The sequence below is a fragment of the Martinezella lusitana genome (assembly GCF_900094565.1).
GTDB lineage: Bacteria > Pseudomonadota > Alphaproteobacteria > Rhizobiales > Rhizobiaceae > Rhizobium > Rhizobium lusitanum.
The window spans coordinates 678,752-698,886 of record NZ_FMAF01000001.1; the positions used below are offsets into that span (position 1 = coordinate 678,752).

Consider the following 20,135-nt stretch of genomic DNA (forward strand, 5'->3'; position numbering starts at 1 on the left):
GCGGGGCGCCTCGTAGCTGAACAGATGCAAGTCAGAAGGCGTCGAAAAGAATATTGACGCGCAGACAAAAGCCGCCAGGACAATGACGGCCAAGACATGAAAAGCGGCTAAACTCAATAGCCGCGCACGGCCAGATACGCGATGCAGGCCGCGGTAGCACCCATCGCCAGCATCAAAAGCCTCGCGGCCAGGAGCTTGGCGTTATCCCGGGTTTGAGCGATTGCAATGGCGCGAGCACGACGATTGGTTTTGTTCATGAGCATATTCCCATTTTCGCACTGACACGATAACCGGCAAATAGTCTGTTCGGCAACTGCCAATGTATTCAGTAAACATGTAGGAAAGGAAAACGCGAGAACCAGAGGCCGGTTCCATTTTCTGACGGAGCGCACAAGGCATTGAATATGGAGGCTCACGCAGCCTCGCCGGCAACATGACCGGACGCCCATGCCCATTGAAAATTATAACCGCCGAGCCAGCCGGTCACATCGACGCACTCGCCGATGAAGAAGAGGCCGGGCGCGGCTTTCACCTGCATGGTCCTCGAATCGAGGCAGCTGGTATCGATGCCGCCGAGCGTTACCTCCGCAGTGCGATACCCTTCCGAGCCGGACGGCTTTACCGGCCAGGACTGAATGGCAGCCGCGAGCTGCTCCAGGCGCTTGTCGGACTGATCAGCCAGATTGCCAGACACGCCCTCGGCCTCGACGAAGTGCTGCGCCAGCCGCTTCGGCAGGAGCTCGGCAAGGGCTGTTTGCGCCGATTGCCGGCCGTTGGCCTGCTTTGCTTTCTTGAGAAGTGCAAAGACATCGACGTCAGGCTCGATCGCGACGGTAATCTCCTCCCCTTCCCGCCAGTAGGAGGAAATCTGCAGGATGGCCGGCCCGCTGAGGCCGCGATGGGTAAAGAGCAGGGCTTCGCGAAATGCCGTCTTGCCGTGGCGGATTTCGGCAGGCGCGGCGATGCCGGAAAGCGGCGCGAGGCGCTGAAGGAGCTGCGGATCGAGCGTGAGCGGCACCAGGCCCGGCCGCGTCTCGACAAGCGGCAATCCGAATTGCTCGGCGATGCGATAGGCAAAGCCGGACGCGCCCATTTTCGGGATCGACTTGCCGCCGGTCGCGACAACCAGCGAGGGTGCCTCGAAGGTGCCCTCCGAAGTGCTGATGCGATAGCCGCTGTCAATCTGTTCCACCCCGCTTGTTTCCGTGCGCAACAACAGTTGCGCGCCGGCCGCGCGCATCTCGTCGGTCAGCATGCGGATGATGTCTTTGGCGCTGTTGTCGCAAAAGAGCTGGCCAAGCGTCTTCTCATGCCAGGCGATGCCATGGCGCTCGACCATGGCGAGGAAATCCCGAGGCGTGAAGCGAGCCAGCGCCGATTTGGCGAAATGCGGATTGGCGGACAGGAAGTTCTTCGGGCCGGCATGGATATTGGTGAAATTGCAGCGGCCGCCGCCGGAAATGCGGATCTTCTCGCCGGGTGCCGCGGCATGGTCGAGCACGGCGACGGAACGCCCGCGCTGGCCGGCGCGGATGGCGCACATCATGCCTGCCGCGCCCGCTCCGAGAACGATCACATCATACCTGCCGACCACGCTTCAACCCCTAATCATTCGCCGCGCTCACTGATCATTTTTCCATCATACGGCGAAAGTCCGAGCGGTTTTCCCCCTCGCCAATTGGCAAACTGCGGTTATGATGCAATCACCGATCAATCCAAATACGGTGTTTTATGCCTGCGAGAAAGACCCCGCTGAAAGCTTCCGTGCCTGTCTCGAAAGTCCCTACGGTACCTCCTAGCCTGAGATCGGCACGCGGCGTGGCAAACTGGAAGGAAGCAGCCCAGTGGCTGCGGGCGCGCGGGATCGAGGACATCGAATGCATCACTCCGGACCTTGCGGGCGTGCCGCGCGGCAAGATGATGCCGACCTCGAAATTCACCTCCAATACGTCGCTGGCACTGCCTTCCGCGATTTACCGCCACACGATTTCGGGCGAGTATCCGGAGGAAACCGAGAGCTTCCGCTACGAGCCGCGCGACAGCGACCTGAAGCTGGTGCCGGACCTCTCGACGCTTTCCGTCGTCCCCTGGGAAACCGACCCGACAGCGCAGGTGATCTGCGATATCGTCAATTCCGAAGGACACGCGGTTTCCTATACGCCACGCAACCTGCTGAAGCAGATTCTGGGACTCTATCGCGACCGCGGCTGGAAGCCGGTGGTGGCGCCCGAGATCGAATTCTATCTCGTCGCCAAGAATGACGACCCCGATTATCCGCTGCATCCGCCGAAAGGTCGCTCCGGCCGCTCGATTCTCGGCGGTCAGGGCTACTCGATCGCAGGCATCAACGAGTTCGACGAACTGATCGACGATATCTATCACTTCTCGGAGAAGCAGGGTCTCGAGATCGACACGCTGATCCATGAAGAGGGTCCGGCGCAGCTCGAAATCAACCTGCGCCATGGCGACCCGATCGAGCTTGCCGACCAGGTGTTCATGTTCAAGCGCACCATTCGCGAGGCAGCGCTGAAGCACGGCATCTATGCCACCTTCATGGCCAAGCCGATGCAGAGCCAGGCGGGCTCGGCGATGCATATTCATCAGTCCGTCGTGAACATCGAGACCGGCAAGAACGTCTTCACCAATCCGGACGGCAGTCCGTCGCAGGAATTCTTCCACTTCATCGGCGGCATGCAGCGCTATGTGCCGAATGCGCTGGCGATGCTTGCGCCCTATGTGAATTCCTATCGGCGGCTGGCGCCGAACATGTCCTGCCCGGTCAACAATGCCTGGGGCTACGACAACCGCACCACGGCTTTCCGCGTGCCGGTCTCCGATCCGCAGGCCCGCCGCGTCGAAAACCGGCTGCCGAGCTCCGACGCCAACCCCTATCTCGCGCTCGCCGCCTCGCTCGCCTCCGGCCTGCTCGGCATCATGAAGAAGGTGGAGCCGACGGCACCGACCGAGGATTCGGCCAACGAAGGCTCGATCGACCTGCCGCGCGGCCTGCTTGAAGCCATCGCGCTCCTGGAGGGCGAACCGGCCTTCCAGGAGGTCCTCGGCAAGGAATTCATCGACATCTATGCCGGTGTCAAACGCGGCGAGTTCGAAACCTTCATGCAGGTGATCAGCCCGTGGGAGCGGGAATTCCTTCTGCTCAACGTGTGAAGGGATCGCCCATGACACTGCACGAAACATGGCAGAGCCCGATCGCGCCGGGACTTTCCTTTTATCAGGCAACCGTCGGCCCACGCCCGATCTATCCGAAGTTCGATGGTTCGCGCCGGGCCGATGTCGCGATTATCGGCGGCGGTTATACCGGCCTGCAGGCGGCCTACAATCTCGCCAAGGGTGGTGCCGAAGTGGTGCTGATCGACGGCAACCGCTTCGGCGACGGCGCTTCGGGCCGCAATGGCGGTCAGCTCGGTACCGGCCAGCGCTCATGGCCCGAGGAGCTCGAAGAGAAGATCGGCTACGAGCGCTCGAAGGCTCTTTTCGATCTTGCCGAGGATGCGAAGCGCCATCTTCTCGATTTCGCCTCCGAGCACGGTATCGACATCGACTTCCTGCCGGGCCAGATGAATGTCACGCACAAGCCGAGCTACAAGCACGCCTATATGGAAAATGCGGAGATCGCCGCGACGCGCTACGGCTATCCGCACGTCAAATTCATGGATCGGACCGAGACCCAGGAACGGCTGGGCTCCGAATTCTATCTCTACGGCGTCAGGGACATGGGCACGGGGCATATCCACCCACTGAAGCTGCTCATCGGCTTGGCGCGGGTCGCCGCCGAGGCAGGCGCCTCCCTCTTCGAAATGACCAGGGCGCAGGCCTTCCGGCAATCGGGCGGCAAGACCATCATCCAGACGGACGGCGGCGAAATCACCGCCGAACGGGTGCTGATTGCCTGCAACGGCTATATCGACAACCTCGAGCCGGTGACCGCGAGCCATGTCATGCCGATCCGCTCCTTCATCGGCGCCACCGAACCGCTCGATCGCTTCCCGACCGTGCTTCCCGGCAACGAAGCCGTCGCGGATTCGCGATTCGTGGTGCGCTATTTCCGCAAATCGAAAGACGGGCGCCTGCTGTTCGGCGGGCGCGAGGCCTATACATCAGACAATCCACGCGACATAACGCAGCACATCCGCCGGCAGATCGCCGAGATCTATCCGGCCCTGGCGGATATCAACATCGATTATGCCTGGGGCGGATCGGTCGGCATCACCATGCCGCGCCAGCCCTTCGTGCGGGAGGTCATGCCGGGCGTCACCTCGATCGGCGGCTATTCCGGGCATGGGGTCATGCTGTCAAACTATTGCGGTAAACTCTATGCGAAAACAGTTCTCGGGAATGCGGACGAGCTTCACCTCTTCAAGGAGCTGAATGTTCCACCTTTCCCCGGCGGCGCGCGCATGCGGGCGCCTCTGCTTTTCCTGGCGCTCTCGTGGTTTGCGTTGCGCGACAGGTTCTAAAAATCGGAAGATGGATTTCTTCCGCCGGCAATCCACTATAAAAAGCCGAGTCTGAATTTTGCGATGCACACTGGCCTTTTTAAATCGATTAGATTAAAAGGGACCTCAACCAAGACCGATTGAGAGATACCTCATGAGCAGCCAAATCATTCCCGTTGAACCATTTGATTATGTCGTTTTCGGCGGCAGTGGCGACCTTGCCGAGCGCAAGCTTCTGCCCGCTCTTTATCATCGCCAGATCGAAGGCCAATTCTCCGAACCGACCCGCGTCATCGGCGCTTCGCGTAGCGCGCTTTCGCACGAGGAATACCGCAAATTCGCCGACGCCGCCCTCAAGGAACACCTGAAGGGGGGCGAATATGACGAGGCGCAAGTCAAGAAGTTCCTCGCCCGTCTGTTCTATGTTCCGGTCGACGCGCGCAGTGATGCCGGCTGGGATCAGCTCAAGAAGATTCTCGACGAGGGCAAGGAGCGCGTCCGCGCTTTCTACCTGGCCGTCGCTCCGGGGATCTTCGGCGACATCTCGCAGAAGATCCACGACCACAAGCTGATCACCAAGCAGACCCGTATCGTCGTCGAAAAGCCGATCGGCCGCGACCTCGCTTCGGCCCTGCAGCTCAACGACACGATCGGCAAGGTCTTCAAGGAAGAGCAGATCTTCCGCATCGACCATTACCTCGGCAAGGAAACCGTGCAGAACCTGATGGCGCTGCGCTTCGCCAACGCCCTCTACGAACCGCTCTGGAACGCCAATCACATCGACCATGTGCAGATCACGGTTGCGGAATCGGTTGGCCTTGAAGGCCGTGCCGGCTACTACGACACCGCCGGCGCCTTGCGCGACATGGTGCAGAACCACATCCTGCAGCTCCTTTGCCTGACCGCGATGGAAATCCCCTCCTCGATGGATTCCGAAGCCGTGCGCGACGAGAAGCTGAAGGTGCTGCGCGCGCTGAAGCCGATCAACGCTTCCAACGTCGAGCAGGCGACGGTTCGTGGCCAGTACCGCGCCGGCGCATCCTCGGGCGGCCCGGTCAAGGGCTACCTCGATGAACTCGAAGGCGGCGTCTCCAACACCGAAACCTTCGTCGCCATCAAGGCCGAGATCGGCAATTGGCGCTGGGCCGGCGTTCCCTTCTACATCCGCACCGGCAAGCGTCTGGCAGGCCGCATGTCGGAGATCGTCATCACCTTCAAGCCGATCCCGCACAATATTTTCGATCAGGCCGCTGGCCGCACCGTCGCCAACCAGCTGATCATCCGCCTGCAGCCGGACGAAGGCGTCAAGCAGTCGCTGATGATCAAGGACCCCGGTCCGGGCGGCATGCGCCTGCGCAACGTTTCGCTCGACATGAGCTTCGCCTCGGCCTTCAACGTCCGCAATCCGGATGCCTACGAGCGCCTGCTGATGGACGTCATCCGCTCCAACCAGACGCTGTTCATGCGCCGCGACGAAGTGGAAGCGGCGTGGAAGTGGGTCGATCCGATCCTCAAGGGTTGGGAAGAGGCCGGTCAGCAGGTGCAGGGCTATACGGCCGGCACATGGGGTCCGAGCCAGGCCATCGCGCTGATCGAGCGCGACGGCCGCACCTGGCATGACGATATTTAATCCGGGACGACAACGATGACAGCGAATATGCATGCTTTCGCCAATGGCGCCGAACTCGCCGGCAAGCTCGCGGACAAGGTGACCGAGGCCCTCTCGGCCGCCATCGCCGCGCGCGGCTCCGCAAGCATAGCGGTCTCCGGCGGCTCGACGCCGAAGGCCTTCTTCCAGGTGCTGTCCTCGCGTTCGATTGACTGGGGCAAGGTGACCATCACCCTGGTCGACGAACGGTTTGTGCCGGCAGACAATCCGCGCTCGAACCACCTGCTCGTCCAGGAAAACCTGCTGAGGGACAAGGCCGCTGCGGCCAAGTTCCTCCCGCTCTATCAGGCCGTGGCTTCCGTCGAGGAGGCCGCAGCCATCGCCACGGAGAAGACCAAAGTCGTCAGCCAGCCCTTCGATGTCGCCATCCTCGGAATGGGCAATGACGGCCACACGGCCTCGTTCTTTCCGGGCGGCAGCAATCTCCTGACCGCTCTCGATCCGAAGACACCGCGCGGTATCATCACGATGGAAGCGGAAGGTGCCGGTGAGCCGCGGCTGACGTTTACCTTCTCCAGCCTTCAGGATGCCCGATTGCTGGTGCTCCATATCGAGGGAGAGGGCAAGAAGGACGTTTTGGCCAAGGCGGAAGCGCCGGGCGAAGAAACCGAGATGCCGATCCGCGCCGTGCTGCGCCGGGCCGCCTCTCCAGTCGAGATTTATTGGGCTCCCTGACGCAGCCGACAGGCCTCGTCATCGAACTCTGAAAGACCAGCAACAGCTGCTGCGCCGGGCGCCCGCAAGGGCGTATCGGCATCGCATTGACATTCGAACCACGCGCCACGCCCTCTACCAAAACAGATCGAAGCCGATCTTCCGGGGCACCGCGCAGAACAGACGGAGGCAGATCGACCATGGCCGCTGACGCCCGCATTTCCAAGATTACCGCACGCATCGTCGAGCGCTCGAAGCCGACGCGAGAGCGCTATCTGGACCGCCTGCGCAATACCGCGATGAAGGGTGCGCAACGCTCCGTGCTCGGCTGCGCCAACCTGGCGCATGGTTTCGCAGTCTGTTCCCCCTCCGAGAAGGATGCACTGGCGGGCGACCGCGTGCCCAATCTCGGGATCATCACCTCCTATAACGACATGCTCTCGGCGCATCAGCCCTTCGAGACCTATCCCGCGATCATCCGCGAGGCAGCAGCCGCGGCCGGCGGCATCGCCCAGGTGGCTGGCGGCGTGCCTGCCATGTGCGACGGCGTCACGCAGGGTCAGCCGGGCATGGAGCTCTCGCTGTTCTCGCGCGACCTGATTGCCATGTCGGCCGGCGTCGGCCTGTCGCACAACATGTTCGATGCGGCCGTCTTCCTCGGCGTATGCGACAAGATTGTGCCGGGCCTCGTTATCGCCGCCCTCTCCTTCGGCCATCTGCCGGCCGTCTTCATTCCGGCCGGGCCGATGACGTCAGGCCTGCCGAACGACGAGAAGTCGCGCGTGCGCCAACTCTACGCCGAAGGCAAGGTCGGCCGCCCCGAACTGCTGGAGGCGGAATCGAAGTCCTATCATGGCCCCGGCACCTGCACCTTCTACGGCACGGCCAATTCCAACCAGATGCTGATGGAAATCATGGGCTTCCACATGCCCGGCGCGTCCTTCGTCAATCCCGGCACGCCGCTGCGCGAGGCCCTGACCCGCGAGGCCACCAAGCGGGCGCTCGCCATCACCGCCATGGGCAACGAATTCACGCCGGCCGGAGAGATGATCGACGAGCGTTCGATCGTCAACGGTGTCGTCGGCCTGCACGCCACCGGCGGCTCGACGAACCACACGATGCACCTGGTCGCCATGGCGCGCGCCGCCGGCATCGTGCTGACCTGGCAGGATATTTCGGAGCTTTCCGACATCATCCCGCTGCTTGCCCGCGTCTATCCGAACGGGCTTGCCGACGTGAACCACTTCCATGCCGCCGGCGGCATGGGCTTTCTCATCAAGGAGCTGCTGAAGAAGGGGCTGCTTCACGATGACGTGCGTACCGTCTACGGTCATGGCCTCAGCTCCTATTCCATCGACGTCAAGCTCGGCGCCGACGGCAATGTCGCGCGCGAACCGGCACCTGAAAAGAGCGCCGATCCGAAGGTGCTGGCGAGCATCGAGACGCCGTTCCAGGGCAATGGCGGCCTGAAGATGCTGCGCGGCAACATCGGCAAGGCGGTCATCAAGATTTCCGCCGTCAAGCTGGAACGCCACATCATCGAAGCGCCGGCCGTCATCTTCCACGATCAGCTGGAGATGCAGCAGGCATTCAAGGACGGCAAGCTGAACCGCGACTTCGTCGCCGTCGTCCGCCTCCAGGGCCCGAAGGCCAACGGCATGCCGGAGCTGCACAAGCTGACGCCGGCGCTCGGCGTGCTGCAGGATCGCGGCTTCCGCGTGGCGCTTCTGACCGACGGCCGTATGTCCGGCGCATCCGGCAAAGTTCCGGCCGCAATCCATGTCACGCCGGAAGCCGTCGAAGGCGGCCCTATCGCCCGCATCCGGGAGGGCGACATCATCCGCATCGACGCGATCGCCGGCACGCTGGAGGTGCTGGTGGACGCCGCCGATATGGCCGAGCGCGAACCGGTCACCGCAGATCTCTCCGGGAACGAATTCGGCATGGGGCGCGAGCTCTTCGCCCCGTTCCGCCGTGCCGCGGGTCCGGCCGATCAGGGCGCAAGCGTCCTGTTCCACTGAAGCGTCTCACGGCTTAGCGCCGTGAAGCGCCAGCAGCGGGCGATAAGCAACGTCTGCTCAAACGAAGACTGGCGGCGGCTTTATCGGTTGGTTCGGGCAGAAGCCCGATGGCTTCTCCGATAAAGCCTGCCACGTCCGGCGATTTTCCTAGCGCCTTATATTTCCATATTTCGCTGCGTGTCCAACGAGCGCACGCAGCCTCGCTCCGGACAGCATGGAGGGCACGTTCCGAATGGAACGCTGCTCGACGTCGCCGGGTGAAATCCCGCTGGGTACACCAACCTCAGGTTCGGGCAAGCTAGTCTGACTACACCCGCTTTGTCAGGCTGTGAATTTTTATGACTGTCAGTTTTCGGGCCCCGAACATTCACGCGATGCTGGTTATCGGGTGAATGGCTTTCCGTATTAGCTAACATTAAGAGCTGCACGTATGACTTCGATCGTCACCACCCTAAGCACCACTCAGATCAGGTCTCTTTCGACCGCTGCGGTTAAGGCCTGGACGACGGAGGACGTAGCATCACTGTCTACAAAGCAGATTAGCGTCCTTTCTTCGGCTCAAATTGCCGCGTTGGATACGGAAGACGTTGATGTCCTCAGTTCGCAGCAGTTGAACGCCATTTCACAAAACGCCATCGTCGGCTTGACGCTTGATCAGCTCGCTGTTCTTACCGGTTCGGACATCGAAAGTCTGAGCACGCTTCAGATCGCCGCGATCACCACAGCGCAGATCAGCGCTCTATCGACAGATCAGGCGGAAGCCTTGACCACGTCTCAGGTCAAAGCCCTTGGCTCAAAGCAGTTGGCGGCTCTAAGCGCTGCGGACGTGTCGACTTTCTCCACTGATGATATTGCTGCGATCACCAACCAAGCGATATCGGGCCTGGATACGCGCGCCATTGCAGCGCTTTCCACCGATCAGGTTGCCGCCCTGAGCAGCAGTGGGATTACCGGCCTGACGACGAGCCAGATCGCAGCACTGAGCACGGCTCAAGTCGCCGCCTTCACAACAATTCAGATCGCTGCTCTCAAAGCGTCGCAAATCGCGGTGATGAGGACAAACGATATTGCGGTGCTCTCCACCGCACAAATTGCCTCCCTGAGTACGAGTGCTATCGCCGGCCTGACGACGAGCCAGATCGCAGCGCTGAGCACGGATCAGGCCGAGGCGCTTTCCTCCACGCAGGTCAAGGTGCTGAGTTCGTCCCAGCTTGCGTCACTCGGGACGGATGACGTCGCTACATTCTCCGCCGCGGATATGGCGGCAATCACCGTTTCGGCGGTGCCCGGCTTGTCCACGGCCGTTATCGCGGCCCTCTCGACCGATCAGATCGCTGCCTTGAGCACCGGCGCGATCTCCGGTCTGACGACAGCCCAGATAGGAGCGTTGAGCACGGAGCAGGTCGCTGCCCTGACGACGACGCAGGTCGGCGCTCTCAAGGCGACGCAAGTCGCTGTTATGAGTACAGATGACATCGCGGCGCTGTCAAACACGCAGATGGCCGCCCTGAGTAAGACCGCAGTCGCGGGCCTGACCACGGCCCAGATTGCTGCTTTGAGCACGATGCAGGTCACAGCCTTGACGACGACACAGGTCAACGCCCTCAAGGCGGCGCAAGTCGCGGTCATGAGCACGACCGAAATCGCGGCGCTATCGAGCGCACAGATTGCCGCCCTAAGCATAACCGGTCTTTCCGGCCTGACGACGACCCAGATTGCCGCCTTGAGCACGGCACAAGCCGAGGCGTTGACGACAACGCAGGTCGCGGCACTGAGTTCGACACAGTTTTCCGCCATGGGAACGGACGATATCGCGACCTTCTCGACCGCCGATATCGCGGCGATTTCCAGCAGAGCGATATCGGGCCTGAGCACGGACGTCATAGCAGCCCTCTCGTCCACCCAGATTGCTGCTTTGAGCAAGACCGGGATTGCAGGTCTGAGCACCAATCAGATCGCGGCGTTGAGCACGACACAGGCGGCCGTCCTGGCGACGACCCAAGTCGCCGCGCTGAGTTCCAAGCAGATTGCGGCTTTGGGTACGGATGTCATCGCATCCCTCTCCTCCGAACAGGTCAGCGCGCTCAGTACGGTCGGCATCGCCGGCCTGACCACTGGCCAAATCGCCGCCTTGAGCACGACGCAGGCTGCGGCGCTTTCCGCCGCTCAAGTAAAAGCACTGAGCTCGACCCAGCTTTCCGCCATGGGTGCGGACGACATAGCCACGTTCTCGGCCGCCGAGATCGCGGCGCTTTCCAGCAAAGCCATGGCAGGCCTGGGTACCGATGTTATTGCATCTCTTTCCACGGATCAGATTGCCGCCTTGGGCACAAGCGCGGCTGTCGGCCTGACGACAAGCCAAATTGCTGCGCTTTCGACCGCACAGATCGCCGCCCTCAGTTCAAGTGCCATTGCAAGCTTGACGACGAGCCAGATCTCTACCCTGAGCACGGAGCAGGTCGCCACCTTGACGACCACCCAGGCTGCCGCCCTGAAAGCAGCTCAGGTTGCCGCCATGGGTACGGACGACATCATGGCGTTTTCGACCGCGCAGATCGCTGCCCTCAGCACCAGTGCCGTTGCGAACCTGACGACCGGCCAGATCGCGGCGTTGAGCACAGCGCAGGCCGAGGCGCTGTCGTCCTCACAGGTCAAGGTGCTGAGTTCAACACAGCTTGCCGCCTTGAGCCCGGATGACATAGCCACGTTTTCGACCGCCGATATTGCAACGATATCAAGCAAAGCCATAGTCGGGCTGAGCACCGGTGTCATTGCATCGCTTTCCACCGAGCAGGTTGCGGCGCTGAGCACAAGTGCGATCGTCGGCCTGACGACCGGCCAGATTGCGACCTTGAGCACCAGCCAGGTTGCGGCGCTGACCACGACCCAGGTCGCGGTACTGAGCTCAACTCAGATGGCCGCTTTCGGGACGAATGATATAGCCGCCTTCTCGACCGCGGATATAGCGGCGATATCAAGCAAAGCCGCCGCGGGCTTGAGCACCGGCGTCATCGCAGATCTTTCCGCAGCGCAAATTGCCGCCCTGAGCACAAGCGCGCTCGCCGGCCTGACCACCAGTCAGATCGCAGCGTTGAGCACCAGCCAAATCGCGGCGTTGAGCACTGCGCGAATTGGAGTGCTGACGTCGACACAGGTCTCCGCCTTGAATGCCGGCGTGATCACATCCCTTTCCACGGCGCAGATTGCGGCACTGAGTACATCCGGCGTTACAGGCCTGACGACCGATCAGATCAACACGCTGAGTACGGCGCAGATGCAGGCATTGACGACGAGCCAGGTTGCCGCGCTGAATTCTACCCAGATTGCCGCTCTTGGAACGGATGATATCGCCACCTTCTCGACCGAGGAGATCGCGGCGCTCTCAAGCAAGGCCATATCGGGCTTGGGCACGAACGTCATCGCGGCGCTCTCGACGAATCAGGTCGCTGCTCTGAGCGCGGTCGGAATTGCCGGGTTGACGACCAGCCAGATCGCGGCCCTGAGCACGGCGCAGATCGCCGCCCTGCCCACGGTGCGCGTCACGGCGCTCAGCTCGGCGCAGATCGCGGCGCTTAGCACGGATGTCATCGCCTCGCTTTCCACAACGCAGTTCGCAGCCATAAGCACCTCCGGTGTTGCCGGCTTGACCACAGATCAGGTCAACGCTCTGAGCACCGATCAAGTGGCAGCATTGACGACGAGCCAGTTCGCGGCCCTGAAATCCACCCAGCTCTCCGCTCTTGGGACGGATGATATCGCCGCTCTATCCACCGCCGATGTCGCGGTGATCAGTTCAGGTGCGATATCGGGATTGTCCACGGCTGCGATTGCCGCTCTGTCGACCGCGCAGATCGCAGCCTTGAGCACAGCGGGCGTCGCCGGCCTCAACACGACGCAGATCGATGCATTGAGTACCGGCCAGGTCGATGCTCTGGTCACGAAACAGGTGGCGGCTCTGCGTTCATCGCAGATTGCCGCTATGGATGCGGATATCATAGCCTCCCTCTCCACTGACCAGATTGCCGCCCTGAGCACACTCAGCATCACGGGTCTGACGACGAGCCAGATCGCCGCCCTTGGCACGGCGCAGGTCGAGGCACTTTCCTCCGCGCAGGTGAAGGTGCTGAGTTCGACCCAGATGGCTGCGTTGGGTGCAGACGACATAGCCACGTTCTCGACTGCCGACATAGCGGCGATTTCGAATACCGCCGTCCCCGGCCTGAGCACGGCCGTCATCTCCGCACTCTCCACCGGCCAGATCGCAGCTCTGAGTACGACCGGCATTGCAGGCCTGACAACCGATCAGGTCGCCGCCTTGTCCACGGCGCAGATTGCCGCCTTGTCCACGGCGCGAATTGCGGCGCTGAGCTCGAGCCAGGTCGCCGTCTTGAGCACGGGAGCTATCGCGTCGCTTTCCACCGGCCAGATAGCGGCACTCAGCACCGCCGGCATCGACGGCCTCACCACCGATCAGATTGCGGCCCTCAGCACGGCACAGACCGAAGCGCTGACGACGAGCCAGGTCGCAACACTGAGCTCAACCCAGCTCGCCGCGTTGAGCACGGCAGATATAGCAACCTTCTCGACCGCCGATCTCGCGGTGATCGGTTCGCTTGCCATTTCGGGCTTGTCCACGGCTGCCGTCGCAGCCCTGTCGACAAACCAGGTCGCCGCCCTCAGCACCGGCGGCGTTGCCGGGATGACAAGCGACCAGATTCTCGCCTTGAGCAGCAATCAGATGGATGCCCTGCTTACCAAGCAGATTGCAGCGTTGAGTTCGACACAGGTCGCGGCTTTGGGCACAGGCGTTATCGCCGTGCTTTCCACCGCGCAGATCGAGGCTCTAAGCACCTCGGGTATCGCCGGCCTTTCCACGAAACAGATCGCGGCGCTGAGCACCACACAGGCCGAGGCCCTGACGGCTGCCCAGGTGGGCGCTCTGAATTCCAAACAGGTTGGAGTCCTGAGTACGGACGACATCGCGACCTTCTCGACCAAGGACATCGCGGCGATCGGCTCGAGTGTCATATCGGGCCTGTCCACGGCCGCCGTTGCCGCGCTGTCGACGGCGCAGATCGCCGCGCTCAGTGCCTCCGGCATTGCCGGTCTGACCACCAGGCAGATTGTCGCTTTGAGCACTGGCCAGCTTCAGGCTCTCACCACGACGCAGATCGCAGCGCTGAATTCGGCCCAGCTTTCAATGCTGACGACGGACGACATGGCTGCTCTCTCCACCAATGGTATCGCCGCGATCAGCTCCAGCGCCATATCCGGCCTGTCCACCGCTGCCATTGCCGCACTATCGACGGCGCAGATCGCCGCGCTCAGTACATCCGGCGTTGCCGGCCTTACCACCAAACAGATCGCGGCCTTGAATACCGGTCAGGCCGAGGCGTTGACGACTGCTCAGGTCGCCGTCCTCAGTTCTACGCAGCTTGCAGCCCTGACAGCCGACGACATAGCTGTCTTCTCGACCAAGGACATCGCAGCGATCGGCTCCAGCGCCATATCGGGCTTGTCCACGGCAGCCGTTGCCGCACTGTCGACGGCGCAGATCGCCGCACTCAGCACGGCAGGGATCACCGGCCTTTCCACCAGACAGATCGCGGTCCTGACCACCAGTCAGGTCGATGCCCTGCCTACCAAGCAGATTGCGGCTCTGAGCCCGACCCAGGTCGCGGCATTGAGCACGGGCGTTATCGCTGCCCTTTCCACTGCGCAAGTCGCCGCACTCAGCACATCCGGCACCACGGGTCTGACCACCACGCAGGTTCCCGTCCTCAGCACCGGTCAGGCCCAGGCCCTGACGACAGCCCAGATCGGCGCTCTCAGCTCCAAGCAGGTCTCTGCCCTCAGCACAGATGACATCGCCGCCCTGACGACGGACCAGATCGCGGCGCTCAGCACGGCCGGCATTGCGGGCATGACCACCGCGCAGATCGCCATATTGAGCACCGATCAGGCCCAGGCCCTGACGGCTACGCAGGTCGGCGCGCTGAGCTCGAAGCAGATAGCGGCCCTGGGAACGGATGCTCTGGAGACTTTCTCGACCGCCGATATGGCGGCAATCAGTTCGAGCGCCATATCGGGATTGTCCACGGCCACGCTTGCCGCCTTCTCGACGGACCAGATCGCGGCGTTGGGCATAGCCAGCATCGCAGGTTTGACCACAGGACAGATTTCCGCCTTGGGCACCGGCCAGCTCGCGGCCCTGACCACCGCGCAGGTTGCTATCCTTGCCTCCACCCAGATTGCTGGCCTTGGCACCGCAAGTATCGCTGCGCTGTCGACCGCGCAAATCGCTGCCCTCAGCACGGCCGGCATCGCCGGCCTGACCACGGCTCAGATAGGGGCTCTGAGTTCCGACCAGGCCGAGGCCCTCACGACGCCCCAGGTTGCCGCGTTGAGCTCGACCCAGATCGCAGCCTTGGGAACGGACGATCTTGAGACCTTCTCTACCGCCGATATCGCGGCGATTAATTCGAATGGCATAGCGGGCCTGTCCACGGCTACGATAGCTGCCTTCTCGACAGACCAGATCGCGGCGCTCAGCACTGCCGGTATCGCGGGCCTGACCACGGCTCAGATCTCCGCTTTGAGCTCCGACCAGCTCGAAGCTTTGACGACGGCGCAGATCGGGGCGCTTGGTTCCAAACAAACCGTGATACTCGGTACGAAAGGGATCGCGGCTCTGTCGACGGCGCAGATCGCAGCGTTGAGCACGTCCGGTATCGCGGGCCTGACCACCGACCAGATGGCCGCGCTCAGTACGGATCAGGCCGAGGCACTGACGCCGACCCAGGTCGGCGCCCTCGGTTCCAAGCAGATCGCAGCCCTCGGGGCGGATGATCTCGACACTTTCTCGACCGCCGACATAGCGGCGATCAGTTCGAACGCCGTATCGGGCCTGTCCACAGCCGTTATTGCGGCGCTGACAACCGCGCAAATCGCGGCACTTGGCACAGGCGGCATTGCGGGCTTGTCCACCGATCAGGTCGCGGCGCTGAGCATGAACCAAGCGGAGGCCTTGACGCCTGCCCAGGTGGCAGCCCTCAGTTCCAAGCAGATTGCGATCCTCGGAACCGACGCTCTCGGGACTTTTTCGACCGCCGATATCGCAGCGATCAGCGCGAGCGCCATATCCGGTCTGTCCACGGCCGTTATTGCAGCGCTGTCAACGGCGCAGATCGCCGCTTTCGGCACGGATGGCATCGCGGGACTGACGACGGCGCAGGTCGCCACTCTGAGCACCGACCAGGTCGAGGCTTTGACGACAGCTCAAATCGGTGCTTTCGGATCCAAACAGATCGCTGTCCTCAGCACCGACGATATCGCAGCCCTGTCAACGGCGCAGGTGGCGGCGCTGAGCACGGCGGGCGTGTCGGGCCTGGGCAGTGCACAGGTTGCCGCCCTGAGCGTCGAGCAGATCGAGGCGCTCTCCACGGCCCAAATTGCCGCCTTGAGTTCGACAGGCATCGCAGGGCTGAGCACGAGCGACCTCGCAAAGTTCTCCTCCAGCGATATCGCCGCGATCAGCTCCGGCTCCATCCAGGGGTTGTCCACGGACTTTGTCGCATCGCTTTCCACCGCGCAAATCGCAGCGCTGGGCACAGCCAGCATCGCCGGCCTCAGCAGTGTGCAGGTCGGGGCTTTGAGCATCGAGCAAGTTGAGGCGCTGTCGACCGCCCAGATCGCAGCCTTGAGTTCCTCAGGTGCAGCAGGCTTGACGACGGAAGATCTGGGAACCTTCTCCACCGCCGAACTCGCGGCGATCAGCTCGGACTCGATACAGGGTCTGTCCACGACCTTTGTCGCAGCTCTGACGAGCGACCAGATCGCAGCCCTGTCGACCAGCCAGCTCGCCTCGCTGGGTTTCAATCAGATCGCAGCGATGAGCACCGATCAAATCGCGGCTCTGTCGACATCGCAGATCAATGCACTGAATGCATTGCAGCTCGCTGCACTGGACACCGATGACATCGCCGTGTTCACCACGGATGATATCGTCGCCCTCAATTCGAAGGCGATCGCGGGATTGAGCACCAGGGCCATCGCCTCCCTGACGACGGCACAAGCCGAGGCCTTGACCACGAGCCAGGTGAGCGGGCTGACGTCAGCGCAAGTTGCGGCACTGTCGACGCAAGAGCTGGCGACGTTCTCAACCGGCGATATCGCGTCGTTCAGTTCGAACGGCGTGGCGGGACTATCCACGGAAGACATAGCGAGCCTGTCGAGCACACAATTGAGCACTCTCATGAAATCCCAGATGGGGTATCTCAGTCCAGATCAGATCGCGGCCGTCATCTCGAACTATGTGAGTGCCTGATCCGCGCTTTTTGACCAGTTCACGATCTCGAAGCCGTGCTTCGAAGCTCGCACAAGAGACCGGCTCGACCCTGGCCCGGGCGAGAACGTGTGACCGAGGACTCGCAGCCACCGTCAGGATTGCACGCGGTTTCCCGGCGTAGTTCGAGACCGCATAAATCTGTTGATGGCTGACAGGGCCTCCACCGATTTCAGGAGGCATGGCGTGACATGTTCAAGGCAAGCTAGCACAGTTAACACTACTGATGACCATTTCTTAAATGGTTGCAATGCCTGCCGCCAATTCGTGGGATGTCCATGGTCACCAACAATGCATCAGCTACAGTTTCCGCTCGGTCTCTTGCCGAAATTCTGGAGTTAGCGCGCACTCAGCGCCTTCCTTTCAACGAGCTGTTCCAGTTCGCAGAAGCCCGAAGTGGTGCGGAACAAAAGATCGAGGCGGTAGAGGCCTATAAGGTCTGGATCGCATTCAACGAAACCCATCCCTACCTGCATCTCGTCTATTTCAATTATTCCGTTACCTTGCGGCAGTTGGGCGACGTGGCGGGATCGATTAATGCCTTGCGCGCTTGCCTCAAGCTCGATTCGCGTTTTGGTCCGGCGCACATCAATCTCGGACGGGCGCTGGAAGATAGCGGCATCGCCACCCAGGCAATCCTGCAATGGCGCAGTTTCGTGGACATGACCGCGGACAGCACGCCGGACAAGCTCACGCATCGCCTTTTGGCGCTTCAGCACATCGGTCGTGTCATGGAGAACGCCGGCCTGATGGAGGATGCGGAAGCCGTTTTGTGGCAAGCAATCGAACTTCGGCCTGATAAGACCGAGGCTGGACAACATTGGAGTGCGCTACGCCAGCGCCAGTGCAAATGGCCGACTCTGGTGACATCGGACCATGTGTCCATGCGCCAACTGCTCGATGCGATGTCGCCCCTGACACTTGCCTGCTTTTCCGACGATCCGCTGTTCCAGCTCGCAAAGGCCTATCGCTACAACAAGTCTTTCGTAGGACGTCCGGATACCAGCGGCTTCCCGCGCAAGACGCCAAAGCAGAAGACGGGAACCGGCCAGCGCCTTCGTGTGGGTTATGTTTCCTCGGACCTGCGCGATCACGCGGTCGGCTTTGCGCTCCGGGAAGTGCTGGAACTGCATGACAAACGCAGCGTTGAAATCTACGCCTACTACTGCGGCGACCCTGTGACGGGGGACCCGACGCAGACGCGCATGAAGGCCGTCGTCGATTGCTGGCGTGATATCGCCGGGCTCGATGACGCCGAGGCGGCTCGGCAGATCGCCGACGACGACATCGACATTCTGGTGGATGTCAACGGCTATACCAAGCATGCGCGGACGAAGATCTTCGCCTACAGGCCAGCGCCCGTTATCGTCAACTTCTGCGGCTATCCAGGCACGATGGGCAGTCCGTTCCATCACTACATCATTGCGGACGAACACATTATCCCGCCCGAGAGCGAGATTTACTATTCGGAGAAAGTGCTCAGAATCGCCTGTAACCAGCCGATTGATCGCAAGAGGGTGATTGCCGAAAAACCGTCACGCAGAGAGGCAGGGCTGCCGGAAGATGTTTTCGTCTTTGCCTGCTTCAACGGCATGCAGAAAATCACGCAGGAAACCTTTGCGTACTGGATGAAGATCCTTGCCGCGACGCCCGACAGCGTGCTTTGGCTGCTCACCGGCGGCGACGATGTGGATAAGCGCCTGCGCCAGGTGGCCGAGAATGCCGGCGTTGCGCCGGAGCGCCTCATTTTCGCGCCCAAGGCACCGAATGCCAAACATCTCGCCCGGATCCCGCTCGCCGATCTGTTCCTCGACACATTTCCCTACGGGGCGCATTCGACCGCAGCCGATGCCCTGACCATGGGGTTGCCTGTCCTTACATTCCCCGGCAAGAGCTTTGCTGCGCGCTTCTGCCACAGCATCGTTGCCGCGGCCGGCGTGCCGGAGTTGATATGTTCGGACCCGCAATCCTACATCGACAAGGCCGTCGGCTTTGCAAAAATTCCCCGGAGCCTCGCGAAGGTCAGGGAGATCCTGCAGGCTAAACGGGAGACATCGGCGCTGCGCGACATTCCGGCGCTGGCCCGCCGTCTCGAAGAGCTTTTCTGGCAAATGCAGGCAGAGAGCGAACGTGGCAAGACCCCGGTGCCTGACTTGAACAATCTCGACATCTATTACGACATTGGTACGGAGCTTGTTCAGGAGAATACCGGCTTCTTAGACCATCAGGCCTACAGAAGGGCTTACCACGACAAGCTGGCCGCATGGCACGATTATGCACCATTGCCACACGACAGACGCCTGTGGCTGCAGGAAGATGCCGCGCAGCAATGACCGAGGCGTATAATCAAATTGCCTGAGTCAGTTCAAAGCTTTTGACCGGGTCAAAAGACGGGAAATGGAAACAAGCCTCACGTCCGCCACTTTAAAGTAGCGAACAGAGGCAGGAGCGTTGCGGGTGCTTTATGTCTCGGCCCTTTGGCTGCGGAGACCGTCGACCGGTTTTGCTGCCTAGAGCGGTTGTGCGTTTCACGGAATCGCCTAACCGCTCTAGCTTATTGTTTTTGCGCAATTCCGGACGGAAAACCGCTACGCACTTTTCCTGGAATTGCTCTAGGCTCGGATGTCGAGTACGCGGTCGCGATGGGCGGGGTGCGTGCTGTAGACGAAGATCTTGTTCATTTCCTTCTCCGTGAGCAGACGCAGGAAACGCACTTCCACCGTGTTGTTGGAGAAGACCTTCATCAGCACGCAGCCAACCTTGGTGATGCGCGCGTCTGGGATATCCAGATAGAACTGCTTCGGCAGATTATACTGAGTGAGGATCGCCAGGATGGCGCCGCTCTGCGAGATGCGGGTGATGTCGCAGCGGCGCGACGCGAGGTTCATCACACCCTTTTCCGTGTATTCGAGCCGCGCGGCGTTCATCGTATCCTCCATTCGGAACCGCACTTCGCGGTCATACATGAAGGATTCTTCTTTATTGAGGAA

10 protein-coding genes are annotated in these 20,135 nt (G+C 61.5%); 7 read left to right on the plus strand and 3 right to left on the minus strand.

Translation table 11 applies throughout. From position 1 onward, the window contains the following. Window positions 1–113: 113 nt before the first annotated feature. Together GA0061101_RS39270 and GA0061101_RS03245 are read right to left on the minus strand one after the other, a co-directional pair. On the minus strand, window positions 114–257 hold the full coding sequence (locus GA0061101_RS39270; protein ID WP_167669525.1) for a hypothetical protein: 144 nt from the start codon (window positions 255–257) through the stop codon (window positions 114–116). Between the two features lie 155 nt (window positions 258–412). Beyond that, the gene (locus GA0061101_RS03245) at window positions 413–1,594 is read right to left on the minus strand and encodes a BaiN/RdsA family NAD(P)/FAD-dependent oxidoreductase (protein WP_037199040.1); all 1,182 of its coding nucleotides are present in this window, start codon (window positions 1,592–1,594) and stop codon (window positions 413–415) included. 137 nt (window positions 1,595–1,731) lie between these two features. Between GA0061101_RS03245 and GA0061101_RS03250 the strand changes: the two genes are divergently transcribed. The 7 genes from GA0061101_RS03250 (at window position 1,732) to GA0061101_RS03280 (ending at window position 19,478) form a co-directional block, all read left to right on the plus strand. Next, on the plus strand, window positions 1,732–3,168 hold the full coding sequence (locus GA0061101_RS03250; protein ID WP_037199041.1) for a glutamine synthetase family protein: 1,437 nt from the start codon (window positions 1,732–1,734) through the stop codon (window positions 3,166–3,168). Between the two features lie 11 nt (window positions 3,169–3,179). Then, window positions 3,180–4,478: an NAD(P)/FAD-dependent oxidoreductase gene (locus tag GA0061101_RS03255; RefSeq protein WP_047640444.1), complete on the plus strand. Its 1,299-nt coding sequence runs from the start codon at window positions 3,180–3,182 to the stop codon at window positions 4,476–4,478. A gap of 133 nt (window positions 4,479–4,611) precedes the next feature. Further along, window positions 4,612–6,087 (plus strand): glucose-6-phosphate dehydrogenase, encoded by a 1,476-nt coding sequence (gene zwf, locus GA0061101_RS03260; protein WP_037199044.1) that lies wholly within the window; start codon window positions 4,612–4,614, stop codon window positions 6,085–6,087. A 15-nt stretch (window positions 6,088–6,102) separates the two neighbouring features. Continuing rightward, window positions 6,103–6,801 carry a 6-phosphogluconolactonase gene (gene pgl / locus GA0061101_RS03265; protein ID WP_047640443.1) on the plus strand — a complete coding sequence of 233 codons (699 nt, stop codon included), beginning with the start codon at window positions 6,103–6,105 and terminating at the stop codon, window positions 6,799–6,801. Window positions 6,802–6,980: 179 nt separating this feature from the next. Then, window positions 6,981–8,801, plus strand: coding sequence for a phosphogluconate dehydratase (gene edd / locus GA0061101_RS03270; protein ID WP_092572991.1), 1,821 nt, complete (start codon window positions 6,981–6,983; stop codon window positions 8,799–8,801). Window positions 8,802–9,231: 430 nt separating this feature from the next. After that, window positions 9,232–17,127 carry a beta strand repeat-containing protein gene (locus GA0061101_RS03275; protein ID WP_092572992.1) on the plus strand — a complete coding sequence of 2,632 codons (7,896 nt, stop codon included), beginning with the start codon at window positions 9,232–9,234 and terminating at the stop codon, window positions 17,125–17,127. Between the two features lie 296 nt (window positions 17,128–17,423). Then, window positions 17,424–19,478 (plus strand): O-linked N-acetylglucosamine transferase, SPINDLY family protein, encoded by a 2,055-nt coding sequence (locus GA0061101_RS03280; RefSeq protein WP_092572993.1) that lies wholly within the window; start codon window positions 17,424–17,426, stop codon window positions 19,476–19,478. Between the two features lie 279 nt (window positions 19,479–19,757). Here GA0061101_RS03280 and GA0061101_RS03285 read toward each other — a convergent pair whose 3' ends face one another. Beyond that, the gene (locus GA0061101_RS03285; RefSeq protein ID WP_037199051.1) at window positions 19,758–20,111 is read right to left on the minus strand and encodes a hypothetical protein; all 354 of its coding nucleotides are present in this window, start codon (window positions 20,109–20,111) and stop codon (window positions 19,758–19,760) included. Between the last annotated feature and the right edge of the window lie 24 nt (window positions 20,112–20,135).

Excerpts from the sequence above, each read along its gene's own strand:
- edd (WP_092572991.1), top strand. The coding sequence starts at position 6,981 with ATGGCCGCTGACGCCCGCATTTCCAAGATTACCGCACGCATCGTCGAG.
- pgl (WP_047640443.1), top strand. The coding sequence starts at position 6,103 with ATGACAGCGAATATGCATGCTTTCGCCAATGGCGCCGAACTCGCCGGC.
- GA0061101_RS03250 (WP_037199041.1), top strand. The coding sequence starts at position 1,732 with ATGCCTGCGAGAAAGACCCCGCTGAAAGCTTCCGTGCCTGTCTCGAAA.
- GA0061101_RS03280 (WP_092572993.1), top strand. The coding sequence starts at position 17,424 with ATGGTCACCAACAATGCATCAGCTACAGTTTCCGCTCGGTCTCTTGCC.
- GA0061101_RS39270 (WP_167669525.1), bottom strand. The coding sequence starts at position 257 with ATGAACAAAACCAATCGTCGTGCTCGCGCCATTGCAATCGCTCAAACC.
- GA0061101_RS03275 (WP_092572992.1), top strand. The coding sequence starts at position 9,232 with ATGACTTCGATCGTCACCACCCTAAGCACCACTCAGATCAGGTCTCTT.
- GA0061101_RS03255 (WP_047640444.1), top strand. The coding sequence starts at position 3,180 with ATGACACTGCACGAAACATGGCAGAGCCCGATCGCGCCGGGACTTTCC.
- zwf (WP_037199044.1), top strand. The coding sequence starts at position 4,612 with ATGAGCAGCCAAATCATTCCCGTTGAACCATTTGATTATGTCGTTTTC.
- GA0061101_RS03285 (WP_037199051.1), bottom strand. The coding sequence starts at position 20,111 with ATGTATGACCGCGAAGTGCGGTTCCGAATGGAGGATACGATGAACGCC.